The 12,477-nt window shown below is 62.8% G+C and carries 10 protein-coding genes and 1 pseudogene; 8 read left to right on the top strand and 3 right to left on the bottom strand.

What is annotated here, in order from left to right:
- The 6 genes and pseudogenes from BDK88_RS14470 to BDK88_RS14445 form a co-directional block, all read left to right on the top strand.
- Positions 1-954 (top strand): annotated as a pseudogene (locus BDK88_RS14470) (kinase anchor protein); the annotation flags it as partial.
- Positions 945-2,273: a YeaH/YhbH family protein gene (locus BDK88_RS14465; protein ID WP_130501042.1), complete on the top strand. Its 1,329-nt coding sequence runs from the start codon at positions 945-947 to the stop codon at positions 2,271-2,273. The pseudogene BDK88_RS14470 and the gene BDK88_RS14465, both read left to right, overlap by 10 nt.
- On the top strand, positions 2,266-4,296 hold the full coding sequence (locus tag BDK88_RS14460) for a SpoVR family protein (RefSeq protein ID WP_130501041.1): 2,031 nt from the start codon (positions 2,266-2,268) through the stop codon (positions 4,294-4,296). Before BDK88_RS14465 ends, BDK88_RS14460 begins: the two co-directional genes overlap by 8 nt.
- 92 nt (positions 4,297-4,388) lie before the next feature.
- Complete coding sequence (locus BDK88_RS14455) at positions 4,389-5,414, top strand: HEAT repeat domain-containing protein (RefSeq protein WP_130501040.1); 1,026 nt, start codon at positions 4,389-4,391, stop codon at positions 5,412-5,414.
- A 64-nt stretch (positions 5,415-5,478) separates the two neighbouring features.
- Positions 5,479-5,868, top strand: coding sequence for a secondary thiamine-phosphate synthase enzyme YjbQ (locus BDK88_RS14450; protein WP_130501039.1), 390 nt, complete (start codon positions 5,479-5,481; stop codon positions 5,866-5,868).
- A 56-nt stretch (positions 5,869-5,924) separates the two neighbouring features.
- A complete protein-coding gene (locus tag BDK88_RS14445) occupies positions 5,925-6,659 on the top strand; it encodes an SDR family oxidoreductase (RefSeq protein WP_130501038.1) in 735 nt (244 codons plus the stop codon).
- 153 nt (positions 6,660-6,812) lie between these two features.
- On the opposite strand, the gene BDK88_RS14440 is transcribed toward BDK88_RS14445, so the two are convergent.
- Positions 6,813-8,165 carry a sodium-dependent transporter gene (locus BDK88_RS14440; protein ID WP_130501037.1) on the bottom strand — a complete coding sequence of 451 codons (1,353 nt, stop codon included), beginning with the start codon at positions 8,163-8,165 and terminating at the stop codon, positions 6,813-6,815.
- Between the two features lie 157 nt (positions 8,166-8,322).
- Between BDK88_RS14440 and BDK88_RS14435 the strand changes: the two genes are divergently transcribed.
- Both BDK88_RS14435 and BDK88_RS14430 read left to right on the top strand, forming a co-directional pair.
- Complete coding sequence (locus BDK88_RS14435; protein WP_008010104.1) at positions 8,323-9,867, top strand: acyl-CoA carboxylase subunit beta; 1,545 nt, start codon at positions 8,323-8,325, stop codon at positions 9,865-9,867.
- 1 nt (position 9,868) lies between these two features.
- The gene (locus BDK88_RS14430) at positions 9,869-10,225 is read left to right on the top strand and encodes a hypothetical protein (RefSeq protein ID WP_130501036.1); all 357 of its coding nucleotides are present in this window, start codon (positions 9,869-9,871) and stop codon (positions 10,223-10,225) included.
- A gap of 257 nt (positions 10,226-10,482) precedes the next feature.
- Here the strand turns inward: BDK88_RS14430 and BDK88_RS14425 are convergent, their stop codons facing one another.
- Together BDK88_RS14425 and BDK88_RS14420 are read right to left on the bottom strand one after the other, a co-directional pair.
- Entirely contained in the window at positions 10,483-11,082 is a 600-nt protein-coding gene (locus BDK88_RS14425; RefSeq protein ID WP_130501035.1) for a methyltransferase family protein, read from the bottom strand.
- A 186-nt stretch (positions 11,083-11,268) separates the two neighbouring features.
- Positions 11,269-12,411 carry an SPFH domain-containing protein gene (locus BDK88_RS14420; protein ID WP_130501034.1) on the bottom strand — a complete coding sequence of 381 codons (1,143 nt, stop codon included), beginning with the start codon at positions 12,409-12,411 and terminating at the stop codon, positions 11,269-11,271.
- Between the last annotated feature and the right edge of the window lie 66 nt (positions 12,412-12,477).

Below are 12,477 nucleotides of genomic sequence, written 5' to 3'. Positions count from 1 at the left end.
GCGATCGAAGCGGCCGCGCTGTATGCGGTCGTCACGCGCTTAGACGAGGAGAACCTCCCGAACGGGCTGGATCTCGTCGACAAGGCGCTGATCTACGATCAGGGCTACCTCCAGGAGGGCGACAGCCGCCGCGAAAAAGCGGAGTTCGACTTCAACGACGACGGGACGGACGGCGACCACGGGGTTCCCGTGACGTACACGCGGGACACGCTCGCGGAGTTGCTCCAGACCGACCGCGACCGCCACCACGCCGATCTGCCGGTCGAGGATATCGTCATGCCCCGCGATGTGTTAAACGCCATGGTCGAGGGGCTGGCCGACGCACCGGTGTTCTCCTCGGGCGAGCGCTCGGAGTTCGAAAACCGCGTCGTCCCCGTGAAAAACTACGTCTACGACCAACAGGAGTCCGACGTCATCGAGGCGATCATGCACGACAAACGCGTCGACGAAGAGACCGTCGCCGAGTACGTCGAACACGTCTACGCCTGGGAGACCGACGAACCGCTGTACAACGACCGCGGCGAGCGCGTCGAGCCCGATCCGTTGAAGATGAAGCTGTTCGAGGTCGAACACCTGGGACGGTTCTCCGAGGCCGAATACGAGGGCAACCTCCCCCGCGAGAGCGTCCGGAACTTCCGGCGCGAGAAGGTTATCACGTCACTGAACCGCCACGCCTGGGAGCACCGTGACGCCGACTTCTCGGTCGAAGATGTCGACCTGACAGCGATTCCGGTGATCAAGACCGTCCTCGAGAGCCACGACTGGGACGACGTCGAGCGCACCTTCGAGGACTTCGACCCGCGCCAGTGGGACGACCCACCAAGTGGCACCGAGACGGCAACGGTCAAAGCGGACACGATCGACACATTGGTCTCCCTCTTTGGCTACTCGGAGGCGTCGGCCGAACTGACAAGCAGACACGTTATGGGACAGGTGAGCTACCGATGGGACTGAGAGACGACCTCGAGCGATTCCGTGAAGTCGGCGAAGAGCGCCGCGAAGATCTGTCCGACTTCATCCAGTACGGCGAACTCGGCAGAAGCGGGCCGGGCGAGATCAACATTCCGGTGAAGATCGTCTCGCTGCCGGAATTCGAGTACGACCAGCGCGACAAAGGCGGCGTCGGGCAGGGCGAGGACGGCACGCCGGATACCGGCCAGCCGGTCGGCCAGCCACAGCCCCAGCCCGGCGACGACGACGGCGAGGACGGCGAACCCGGCGAAGAGGGCGGCGAGCACGAATACTACGAGATGGACCCCGAGGAGTTCGCCGAAGAACTCGACGAGGAACTCGGGCTCGATCTCGATCCGAAGGGCAAGACGGTCGTCGAGGAAAAGGAGGGGCCGTTTACGGACCTCACCCGGACCGGGCCGAACAGCACGCTCGACTTCGAGCGAATGTTCAAGGAGGGGCTCAAGCGCAAGCTCGCGATGGATTTCGACGAGGAGTTCCTGCGCGAACTCTGTAAGGTCGAGGACATCTCCCCGCGCGAGGTCTTCGAGTGGGCTCGCGGCGAGAACCTTCCAGTCTCGATGGCCTGGATCGAAGAGGCTTACAAGGACATCCCCGATTCGGAACGCGGCACGTGGGCCTCGATCGAGGAAGTCGAAGACCACGTCGAGCGCGAGGACGTCCAACAGAAGATCCGCCGCGAGGGGATCGACCACGTTCCCTTCCGCCGCGAGGACGAACGCTACCGCCACCCCGAGATCATCGAAGAGAAAGAGAAGAACGTCGTCGTCGTCAACATCCGCGACGTCTCGGGCTCGATGCGCGAGAAGAAACGCGAGCTCGTCGAGCGGACGTTTACGCCACTGGACTGGTATCTCCAGGGCAAGTACGACAACGCCGAGTTCGTCTACATCGCCCACGACGCCGACGCCTGGCAAGTCGAGCGCGACGAGTTCTTTGGCATCCGCAGCGGCGGCGGGACCAAAATCTCGAGCGCCTACGAACTCGCGAACGAACTGTTAGAGGAGTACCCCTGGAGCGACTGGAACCGGTATGTCTTCGCTGCGGGTGACTCCGAGAACTCTTCAAATGACACCAGCGAGCGCGTGGTCCCGCTGATGGAGGAGATTCCAGCCAATCTCCACGCCTACGTGGAGACCCAGCCAAGCGGCAACGCGATCAACGCCACCCACGCCGAGGAACTCGAGCGCCACTTCGGGACCGACGCCGACGACGTCGCGGTGGCCTACGTCAACAGCAAAGACGACGTCACCGACGCGATCTACGAAATCCTCTCGACGGAGGGTGAGACAAATGAGTAAGCGCAACTCCAACGCGGATCGCTTCCGCAAACAGGCGATCGCAAGCGATCTCGAGGAACCGGTCACGGAAGCCCGGAATCTCGCACAGAAACTCGGCCTCGAGCCCTATCCAGTCAAGTACTGGATCATCGACTACGACGAGATGAACGAACTCATCGCCTACGGTGGGTTCCAGAGTCGCTACCCACACTGGCGGTGGGGAATGCAGTACGACAAACAGCAAAAGCAGGGCCAGTACGGCGGCGGGAAGGCCTTCGAGATCGTCAACAACGACAACCCCGCCCACGCGTTCCTGCAGGAGTCGAACACAGTAGCCGACCAGAAGGCCGTCATCACACACGTCGAGGCCCACTCCGATTTCTTCGCGAACAACGAGTGGTTCGGCATGTTCACCCGCGGTCAGTCTGACGAAGGCCAGGTCAACGCCGCCGCGATGCTCGAACGCCATGCACGGGCGATCGACGAGTACATGTCCGATCCCGAGATCGACCGTGCCGAGGTCGAGAAGTGGATCGACCACTGTCTCAGCCTTGAGGACAACATCGATCAACACCAGATCTTTACTCGCCGCCTTGACGTCGACGGGCCGGCCGGCGCGGAGATCGACGAGGATCTGGCCGAGAAGTTAGACGAACTCGAGCTCTCCGACGAGATCAAAGGCGAGGTGTTCAACGAGGAGTGGATCGAGAAACTCGAGGACGAGGACATCACCGCCAACTTCCCGGAACAGCCCCAGAAGGACGTACTGGCCTTCGTCCGCGAACACGGCAAGCAGTACGACGAGGAGACCGGCCGGGGGGTCGAGATGGAAGAGTGGCAACGCGACATCCTCGATATGATGCGTGCGGAGGCCTACTACTTCGCCGCCCAGAAGATGACGAAGGTGATGAACGAAGGGTGGGCCGCCTACTGGGAATCGACGATGATGACCGACGAGACCTTCGCCGGCGACGACGAGTTCTTAAATTACGCCGACCACATGGCGAAAGTCCTGGCGTCGGGCGGACTCAACCCCTACAGCCTCGGGATGGAGCTCTGGGAGTACGTCGAGAACACCACGAATCGTCGGGAAGTCCTCGAACGACTGCTTCGCATCGAGGGCATCTCCTGGCGCAACCTCACCGACGTCGTCGACTTCGACGCGGTGCTCGAGACGCTCGAGCCGCCGACGGCGCTCGCGATGATCACCCCCGACACGCTCGACGAGCTCGCGGACGTTCGAGATGAGTGGGTCGATCATGAGGCCCTCGAGCGGGCCCGCGCTGGCGAGATCGACGTCGAGGCGTACCCCTGGAAGGTACTGACCTACGAGGGACTGGCCCGGCGACATTACTCGCTGGTCAAACGGCAGAACCGTGGCTTTCTCGCGCGTGTCAATCAGAACGAACTCGAGCGGATCGGCCGCTACCTGTTCGACGACGCCCGGTACTCGTCGGTCGAGGAGGCACTCGCAGATGTCGACTTCACCGCCGGCTGGGATCGGCTGTTCGACGTCCGGGAGAGTCACAACGACGTGACGTTCCTGGATGAGTTCCTGACCCAGGAGTTCATCACCGAGAACAACTACTTCACCTACGAGCACTCGCAGGCGACCGGCCAGTTCCACGTCACGAGCGATGCGGCCGAAGACGTCAAGAAGAAGCTGCTGTTGCAGTTTACCAACTTCGGGAAGCCGACCATCGCGGTCTACGACGGCAACTACAACAACGCCAACGAACTCCTGCTTGGTCACCAGTACAACGGCGTCATGCTCGATCTCGGACAGGCCAAAGAGACTCTCAAACGGATCTTCGAGCTGTGGGGGCGGCCGGTGAACCTGCTGACGATCGTCAAGGAGGTCGACGACCACGACATCGAGGTGGCAAAACGGCGCAACCGCGAGCCCGAACCCGAAGAGCAGGGCAAGCTGATCCGCTACGACGGCCAGACGGTGACGACCGAAGACGTGCCGTGGGACGAAGTCGAGCACCTCGCTGCCGACGACGTCGATTACGACACCAAGCCCGACGAGTGGCTCGCCTAGAGCAGCCGACCGCCGGTCGTCCATGTCGAGGTGTCTCGAGGCGTCGGTCAGCCAGAATGTTTTTACCGGTTATCCTCCATGCAGAGGACACAATGAACCGGGAAGGGGGGGAGACCGTCGAGCCTGGTGGTCGGGGGGCTGCCAGAGCCGATCTCCCGTCGGTTCTCGCACAACTCGACGGTCACGTCTCGGCCGACCAACGGGCTGCCGTGCGCCGGATTCGAACCGCAATCGAGGACGAAGAACGGGCCGCGGCGTACGTCCCGACGGTGCCGAAACTCCGGGCACTGCTCGAGCAGCCAGACCTCGACTTTCACGACGAGATCGCTGCCTGTCTCGCCGCACTGGCGGCCGAAGCACCCACCGACGTCGCACCCTCGAGTGGAACGCTCGTGGCCGTCGCCCACGAGCATGCCGACCAGTCGATCGCGTGCGATCTCCTCCGCGCCCTCGCGGCTGTCGCGGCCGAGCGACCTGATGTCGTCGCCGAGCACGCCGACGCGATCGCCGACGTCCTCGAGCGTCGCCGTGGCTACGATCGCTGTGGGATCGAGGCGATCGCACACGTCTCGGAATACGCGCCGACGGCAGTCGAACCGGCAGGACCGATCCTTGTCGACGCGCTCTCGGTGAATCCGACCGAGAACGGTGGGCCGGCGCTTCGCGCGCTCGGTCGGTTGGCACGTTCCGAGGCGACGCTGCCGTCGCTCGAGTTCGTCACCGACGCAGCCGCGCTCGTGGCCCACGACGACCGGTCGCTGCGACACAGCGCGATCGGCTGTCTCGGCGATGTCGCTCACCGTGATCCTGCCGCCGTCGCAGCGGTCGCCGCCGAGTTCGAGGCAGCGCTTTCGTTTCCCGATCCCGACACCCGGGCACTGACTGCGGCTACGATCGGCCACGTCGCTGCCAGCGCCGACACGGTCATCGAACCGATACGATGGGAGATATTCGAGTTACTCGCGGACGACAATCCACACGTCCGCGCACGCGCCTGCGTCGCGCTCGGTCACGGGCGCGTCGACGCGGCTGCGCCGCGACTGCGAGACCTCGCGCGGACGGATCCAGTCCCAACCGTCCGCGACCGGGCGGCGTGGGCTGTGGGTCAGCTGTCGTAATTCCGTTATCGCGGGCGCGAATACAACCGGAACGTAATCGATTCTCGCGGTCGAAGCGTCTCGTATGACGTTTTCCGTCGACACCGACGCACGGCTGACGACCGTCGACGTGACAGACCAGGTCGCCGCCGCTGTCTCCGACGACCTCGAGTCAGGGCTCTGTACGGCGTTTGTCAGGCACACGACGGCCGGCCTCGTCGTCCAAGAAAACGAGCCGCGGCTTCGGGGCGACATCGAGACGTTCCTTGGGGATCTCGTGCCCGACGAGGGACACGCCCACGACGAGCTCGACGGCAACGCAGACTCGCATCTTCGGGCAGCGCTGGTCGGGCCGGACGTGACGATTCCGGTCGAGAACGGGCAGTTGGCACTGGGAACGTGGCAGTCGGTGTTGCTGCTCGAGTGTGATGGGCCGCGCACGCGGACCGTTACGGTGACGACCGTCGGCGACTGACGAACCGCACTCTGTGAGCCCCGCCTTTGATGCAGTCGAATGGTGTATGTGGTCGTATGTCATCGACGACTTCGTTCGACGTCGACTTCAGCGACACCGTGGCGGTGGTCACCGGTGCGAGCGGGGCGCTCGGTAGCGCCGCCGTCGATCGGTTTCTCGAGGCGGGCGCGACGGTCTGTGCCGTCGACGTGATCGGGCCCGACGACGAGGATAGTTTGCTCGAGCGCGATCCGGCCACCGAATCCGACCTCGCGTTCTACGAAGCGGACCTGACCGACGAAGACGACGTGGCGGCGCTCGTCGAATCCGTCGTCGACGACCATGGTCGAATCGACCACCTGCTGAACATTGCCGGCACGTGGCGTGGCGGCGATCACATCGAGGACACCGATCTCGCGGAGTTCGATCTCCTGCTGAATATCAACCTGAAGACGGCGTTTCTCGCCGCGAAACACGCCTTGCCCCACCTCCAAGAGACGGAGGGCTCGATCGTCAGTATCAGCGCGCGGTCGTCGCTCGAGGGCGGCGAAGGCGACGGCCCCTATCGGATCACGAAAGCCGGAATCCGGCTGTTGACGGAGACACTCGCCGAGGAAAACCGCGGAACCGTACGGGCAAACTGCGTGATGCCGAGCGTGATCGATACGCCGATGAACCGCGAGATGATGCCCGACGCGGATCACGACTCGTGGGTCGATCCGATCGAAATCGCCGACGTAATGGCTTTCCTCTGTAGCGACGGCGCGGCAGTGACCAGCGGCGCTGCAGTGCCGGTCTACGGGGAAGCCTGATATCGACGGATCCGATTTGCTGTCACTGTCTCTCGGCGTACCCGTATGACGGGCTGGCGGGTCGTGGGTACGCGAGATGTGACTGACAGCAGGCCGTATCAGAGCGAGCCAAAAAAGCGGCCGGCAATCGATCGTCGCTGCCGTCGGGACCAGTTAGAGGTTCGTACTGAGCCAGTCAGCGAAGTCGCCGGTCAGGAATCCGAAATAGTCCCACGCGTTCAGCGCGACCAGAATGATCAGCGCGAGGACGACCGGGACCCGGACGAACCAGAGCCACGCCGAACCCAGCGAGCCGACGTTTCTGATGCCTTTGCTGATCTCGTCGAGGGCGAGATCGGGAACGATCCAGCCGACGAAGACCGACAGCAGGAGTCCGCCGAGCATGAGCAGGATGCTGTTGGCGAAGCCGTCGTAGAGGTCGATGAAGACGAGGTCGAGCGCGGCCGGCGTTCCGACGAGGAACATAGCCACGCCCAGTGCAGCCGTCGCGGGAACGCGACCGATGCCACGTTCGTCGATCAGGTAGGAGACGACGACCTCCATGATACTAATCGCACTCGAGAGTGCGGCGATAGCGACGGTGGCGAAGAAGACCGCGCCGAGGAGACCTCCGAACGGGAGTTCGGCGAACGCCGCGGCGAGGCTCACGAAGATGAGCGATGGGCCAGACGCACCGGGTTCGATCCCCGCTGCGAACAGAACGGGGAACGCGATCAGCCCGGCGGTAAAGGCGATGAAGGTGTCGAGGACGGCGATGATACCAGCGTCCTCCGCGAGGTTCCGGTCCTCACCGAGGTAGGACGCGTATGTGATCATCACACCCATCCCGAGTGACAGCGTAAAGAACGCCTGTGCGGCGGCCGCCGGGAGGATCGTCGTCCACTCGGACGCGATGGTGCTGAGTTCCGGCGAGAGGTAGTAGGCGTAGGCATCGGCTGCCCCATCGAGAGTAAACGCGTACGCTGCGAGTCCGATCGAGATGAGGATGATCGCGGGCACCATCAACTTGACTGAAAGTTCGATCCCGCGCTCGATGCCGAGTGCGACGATCGCGACGACTGCTGCCATGAAGATCGCGTGGAGCACGACGGCGTCGAGTCCGCTCGCGACTGCGCCGAACTGTTCAGGTGCGCTCTCGGCCGTGTAGTTCCCTTGCAATCCGAGGAGAACGTATCTGAGCGTCCAGCCGGCGACGACGCTGTAGTACGAGAGGATAACGAACCCAGCCGTAACGAAGACCCAGCCGATCTTCGTCCACGCACCGCTTCCGATCCGTTTCAGTGCGCCGACGGGGTTTCGTTCCGTGTTCCGGCCGACGACGAACTCGACGAGGATAACCGGGAATCCGACCCCAACGATCAACAGGAGATAGATAAACAGGAACGCAGCCCCGCCCTGTTCACCCACCTGATAGGGGAACCGCCAGATGTTTCCCAACCCGACTGCGCTGCCGACCGCAGCCAGGATGAACCCTGTTCGCGTAGCCCATGATTCGCGTTCTGCCATACCCGCTGTTATCTATGATACGCCCATATAGCTTTCCGTGGCCGGTCGAATATATATCGACTCTCGGTCAATAATCGTGAAGGAGTTACGGAATCCTTTTCCAGTTGGTCCTCGCACAACGCCGTATGAATCGCGCAGGGGTGTTCCCAGCATGACGATGGAGGATCGCATCGACGAACTCGAGGAACTCCGCGAAGAGGCCCGCAAGGGTGGTGGCGAAGAGCGAATCGAAAAGCAACACGACAAGGGGAAGATGACCGCCCGCGAGCGGATCGACTACTTCCTCGACGAGGGGACGTTCACGGAGTTCGACCAGCTCCGGACCCACCAGACGAGCCAGTTCGGCATGGAAGAGAAGAAAGTGCCGGGCGACGGCGTCGTCACAGGCTACGGCGAAGTCAACGGTCGAACCGTGTTCGTCTTCGCCCACGACTTCACCGTCTTCGGTGGCTCGCTCGGTGAGGTCTTCGCCGAGAAGATCTGCAAGGTCATGGACATGGCGATGGAAGTCGGCGCGCCCGTCATCGGGCTCAACGACTCCGCTGGCGCGCGCATTCAGGAGGGCGTCAAGAGCCTCGCCGGCTTCACCGAGATCTTCCGGCGCAACCAGGAAGCGAGCGGTGTCATCCCCCAGATTTCGGGGATCATGGGGCCGTGTGCTGGTGGGGCGGTTTACTCGCCGTCGATCACCGACTTCATCTTCATGGTGAAGGACACGAGTCACATGTACATCACCGGGCCCGGCGTCACCAAGACCGTCACCGGTGAGGACGTCACCCACGAGGAACTCGGCGGCGCGATGACCCACGCCGACAAGACCGGTGTCGCGCAGTTCGCCTGCGAGAGCGAGGAACAGGCGCTCGACGACATCAAGCGCCTGCTCTCGTATCTCCCACAGAACAACGTCGAGGACCCACCGCGCGTCGAGCCGTGGGACGATCCCGACCGCCGCGACGAGAAGCTCAACGACATCGTCCCGCCGAGCCCACAGAAGCCCTACGACATGAACGACGTCATCGACTCGGTCGTCGACGAGGGCTCGTTCTTCGAGGTCGCGGACAACTTCGCCCAGAACATCGTCGTCGGCTTCGGCCGACTCGATGGTCGTTCCGTCGGGATCGTCGCGAACCAGCCACGTGTCAACGCCGGGACGCTCACCGTCGACGCGTCGATGAAGGGGTCGCGGTTCGTCCGCTTCTGTGACTCCTTTAACATCCCAATCGTCACGTTCGTCGACGTGCCCGGCTACATGCCCGGCACCGATCAAGAACACCGGGGCATCATCCGTCACGGCGCGAAGCTGCTGTACGCCTTCTCCGAGGCGACGGTGCCGCTGCTGACCGTCATCACGCGGAAAGCCTACGGTGGTGCCTACTGTGTCATGGCCTCGAAGAACCTCGGCGCGGACGTCAACTACGCCTGGCCGACCGCCGAGATCGCCGTCATGGGCCCACAGGGTGCGGTCAACATCCTCTACCGCAACGAACTCGAGGAGGCCGACAACCCAGACGAACTCCGCGACGAACTCATCGAGGAGTACCGCGAGGAGTTCGCCAACCCGTACACCGCAACGGACAAGGGCTTCCTCGACGACGTCATCGTCCCAACCGAGACCCGCCCGCGGCTGATCGACGACCTGAAAATGCTCGAGTCCAAGCGCGAGGACAAGCCCGACAAGAAACACGGCAACATCCCGCTGTAGTATGACCACACAGCAACAGACCACCGCTGACGGCGCACCTGCGTCAGCGGACGAGACGGCCGCAGTCGATGGCGACGGGCCCGGCCTCGAGGCAGCCCTGCCCGGCGATATCTCCCTCGAGTTGCCCGACGACGCCGACGAGGAGGAGGCCGCGGCGATCGCGGCTGCCATCGGTGCCCACCTCCACGATCACGCGCTCGCGGTCGCCGCAGCGGCGGCCGGCGGCGAGGAGACGTGGGACGACAAGCGCTGGGCCTTCGCCGGCCGGATGCGCGCACAGCAACACCGGACCGTTCGCGTCCCGCGTGAAGCGCCGACCGACGCGTGGGCGGCAGCGGGACGGACCGAGCGATTCTGAACACACCGGTAGCCGTTTTTTCGAGACGGACGTCGCTCGAGGCGTGTTTTGACGGCGTGTTTCGGTTACACGTCTGTGGGTGTCAACCAGAACGTGGATTAGATCATGTTCAGTGGCCACTATCGGACGGATTTCCCGTCACCATCCCATACTGCCGGATAGAACGACGTGACGATCGGTCGCGCTGTGGCGGCCGTCACCGGTGGCGACAGCCGCGAATCCGCGACCGGCATCGTCGTGACTGCTGTCCGGCAGTATCACCACACGTAGGGAATCAACCGGTATGGCGTGCGGTTCAGAATCCGCTGATATGGCTCGCCGAGTTCTTCGGAAAGTACGCGTTCCTCGATGCGAATACGGTAGACGTACGCTATGACGAGCGCGCCGACAACTGTGACGAGACTTGCCCAGTTGCCAAGGACGAGGCCAATGCCGGTGTGTTCGAGGAGACTCCCAGTGTAGGATGGATGTCGGACCCACCGATAAGGGCCTGTATCGACGACCTGTTGGTCTTCGTGTATCTTGATCGTGATCGTGAAGTAGTCATTCAACGTCCGTACTGCATACTGTCGGATGACACCGCCAACGAGCAGGACGACGATTCCTGCAGCGAACACGAGACGAGGCTGCCACAGGATTGCCAGTGAGGGAACCAGATAGACGGCGGCAACGCCCGCAAGGATACCGCCGCCACTGGCAACGCCGATAACCCATTTCGACCCCTTATCTCGTGTCACGGCGGCCCCGGTATCGTCACGGCGACGACGGACCTCCCGTAGGATGTCCGGCCCCAGCGTCACAGCCACCGCCGCGTAGAAGACGAGAAGATATACTGAATCGTTGAGTAGCGGTTCCATATGAGGGCTGATTCGGGTTGAAACCTATTTAATTTTATCTAGTAGCTATATCAGTTAGAGGTTCCGTCCCTGGCATCGACTCGCGTTTGTTCCTCCATCCGTATACTCGCTAATACGCTCTGATCGTACTCTTGTCCCACATTTCCAATAGAGATGGAGACGCACCACCCGAGAGAAACAGCCGCTCTACTCCGATTCCGGGGTCGACTCCGAGTCGGCAGCCGTCGACGTATCGGAGATGTCGATTTCCGTTCCCACATCGCCGCCCTCTTTGATGGCTTTGGCCTCCTGTTCCATCGTCTCGACGTCCATGGCTGCCTGTTCGTCGATTTCGCCGATGATGTCGGCGATGTCATCCAGGCCGATCAGTTCGCGGGTTTCCTCGTCGAACTCGAGACTCTCGAGTTCCGTGCCGTCTGCTTCGACATCGCTACCCGAGAGGTGTTTGCCGTAGCGGCCGACCAGCGAGGACAGTTCTTGGGGCAGGACGAACGTCGTCGACTCGCCCTGGCCGATGTCGGCGAGCGTCTCCATGCCCTTGTCGATGACGGCGCGTTCGCCCATCGATTCGGCCGAGCGCGCGCGCAAGACAGTCGAGATCGCATCTCCCTGCGCTTCGAGGATCTGACTTTGCTTTTCACCCTGGGCGCGGATGATGTTCGACTGTTTCTGGCCTTCGGCTTTCTCGATGGCGCTGCGGCGTTCACCCTGTGCCTCGAGGATCATCGCCCGGCGGCGGCGCTCGGCGGAGGTCTGCTCTTCCATCGCGCCTTTGACGCCCTGGGAGGGGGTGACCTCGCGGACCTCGACCGATTCCACGCGGATACCCCATTCGTCGGTCGGTTCGTCGAGTTCGGTGCGGATTCGCTCGTTGATCAGCTCGCGCCGACTGAGCGTGTCGTCGAGTTCCATGTCGCCGATCACTGCACGTAGCGTCGTCTGGGCGAGGTTCGAGACCGCCCGCTCGTAGTCGTCGACCTCGAGGAACGCGCGCTTGGCGTTCATCACCCGGATGTAGACGACGGCATCGGCCGTCACGGGGGAGTTGTCCCGCGTGATCGCCTCCTGGCTCGGCACGTCGATCGTCTGGGTCCGCATGTCGAACGTGTAGAGCCGCGAGACGAACGGCGGGACGATGTTCAGGCCCGGTTCCAAGAGCTCGCGGTACTCGCCGAAGACGGTCAGCGCGGCTCTGTCGTAGGCATCCACGATCTCGACCATCTGCCAGACCGTGATCACGACAAGCAAGAGCCCGATCGACCCGACGAGCAGGATCGGATCCTCGAGCACCGATTGTGTCTGGAGTGGACTGGCTACCAGCTCGTCCATCATCCAACTCAGGGGCTCAGTTCGGATAACGCTTGTCCATAACTACCATGGAACACACCTCGTTCA

Source organism: Natrinema hispanicum, from assembly GCF_004217335.1.
Lineage (GTDB): Archaea > Halobacteriota > Halobacteria > Halobacteriales > Natrialbaceae > Natrinema > Natrinema hispanicum.
Note: the sequence above shows the minus strand (reverse complement) of the source record. Positions and strands in the feature narration are given on the sequence as shown.

Coding starts and splice junctions, on each gene's coding strand:
- BDK88_RS14465 (WP_130501042.1), top strand. CDS start 945: ATGGGACTGAGAGACGACCTCGAGCGATTCCGTGAAGTCGGCGAAGAG.
- BDK88_RS14460 (WP_130501041.1), top strand. CDS start 2,266: ATGAGTAAGCGCAACTCCAACGCGGATCGCTTCCGCAAACAGGCGATC.
- BDK88_RS14455 (WP_130501040.1), top strand. CDS start 4,389: ATGAACCGGGAAGGGGGGGAGACCGTCGAGCCTGGTGGTCGGGGGGCT.
- BDK88_RS14450 (WP_130501039.1), top strand. CDS start 5,479: ATGACGTTTTCCGTCGACACCGACGCACGGCTGACGACCGTCGACGTG.
- BDK88_RS14445 (WP_130501038.1), top strand. CDS start 5,925: ATGTCATCGACGACTTCGTTCGACGTCGACTTCAGCGACACCGTGGCG.
- BDK88_RS14440 (WP_130501037.1), bottom strand. CDS start 8,165: ATGGCAGAACGCGAATCATGGGCTACGCGAACAGGGTTCATCCTGGCT.
- BDK88_RS14435 (WP_008010104.1), top strand. CDS start 8,323: ATGGAGGATCGCATCGACGAACTCGAGGAACTCCGCGAAGAGGCCCGC.
- BDK88_RS14430 (WP_130501036.1), top strand. CDS start 9,869: ATGACCACACAGCAACAGACCACCGCTGACGGCGCACCTGCGTCAGCG.
- BDK88_RS14425 (WP_130501035.1), bottom strand. CDS start 11,082: ATGGAACCGCTACTCAACGATTCAGTATATCTTCTCGTCTTCTACGCG.
- BDK88_RS14420 (WP_130501034.1), bottom strand. CDS start 12,411: ATGGACGAGCTGGTAGCCAGTCCACTCCAGACACAATCGGTGCTCGAG.